Raw genomic sequence first — 1,124 nt, 5'->3', positions numbered from 1 at the left:
GTCGTCCGTTAAGAAGCCGATTGCAGCGGTGAGCGGTCGCTGATGGCTGCGATGAGGGTGGCCAGGAAGAGGCACCAAAGAACCCTCAGCCAGGCGAGGATGCGGCGGAAGTTGTGACCGACGGCAGAGAGGATGACGTTGGCGGCATCGCCGGCGCGGCCTTTGAGGTAGCAGCGGCCGAGGTGACCATCGGCCTTCAGGTGTCCGATGACGGGTTCGATGGCGGAGCGGCGGCGCAGCTCGCGCTTGATGATACCGAAGACGCCGCGCTTCTGGCCGGAGATGAAGACACGGCGCGGGTTCTGCGCGTCATGGCCGCGGTATCCCTTGTCGACATAGGCCCGCTCGATCGGACAGCCGGTGAGTGTCTCGGTGCGGTCGATGACGTCCCGCAGGGTGTGACCGTCGTACGGGTTATCGGGTAGCGCCCTGGCGTGCAGCACGAACAGGCCGCCGGGAGCACGGCGGTTGTTGGTGACGATGGAGGCTTTGACACCGAACTCGTAAGGCGCGGCTGCTTTGCCCTTGCCGATGCACTCGACCTCCGGAGCATGGAAGGAATACAGCTTCCAGCCGCGCTGGCGCTGCTGCTGCGAGCGGATCTGCGCGGCCCGGCTGAGCGGCAGGGCGAAGGCGTTCTCGAGCACGGCCTGAGCTTCGATCTTGCGGCGGATATCGCGGATGATCCGGCCCAACCGGCTGCGCAGGATGCGCAACTGCCGCTGATGCCGTTTGAATTGCTTGGCATGGGCGTAGCGGGAAGCCATCATGGCCGCGGTCTTGGCGACGCGAAGATAGGACTGCCGCAGCCTGATCCCGTGCTTCCTCGCCAGACGGTTGAGCCCCTTGATCGCCGCGTGCAGCAGCTTGGCATCGGTCGGGAAGGTGATGGCCTTTGGCTGCACCGTGGTATCGACTGTGACCCGCTTGAGGTCTTGGCCGCGTAACGCGCCGGCCTCGTGCGCCACCCGCAGGCTCTCGGCCAGCAGCAGTTCCAGCTTGTCGCCGAGCCGCTTGCGCCAGTGGCTCAGGTCCGAGCGCTCGTGCGGGAAGGCGTGCTGGAAGAACTCTTCGCCGGTGAAGTACTGGAAATATGGGTCGTGGACCCAGCGCTCGCAGACCCC

At 65.7% G+C, this 1,124-nt stretch carries 1 protein-coding gene; it reads right to left on the bottom strand.

The window, feature by feature from the left end; genetic code table 11:
* Positions 1–8: 8 nt before the first annotated feature.
* Positions 9–1,124: IS5 family transposase (locus EAV90_RS39170; RefSeq protein WP_129146481.1), on the bottom strand; the 1,116-nt coding region annotated here is incomplete at its 5' end.

Source organism: Bradyrhizobium vignae (genome assembly GCF_004114425.1).
In the GTDB taxonomy this organism is placed as follows: Bacteria; Pseudomonadota; Alphaproteobacteria; order Rhizobiales; family Xanthobacteraceae; genus Bradyrhizobium; species Bradyrhizobium vignae.
Note: the sequence above shows the minus strand (reverse complement) of the source record. Positions and strands in the feature narration are given on the sequence as shown.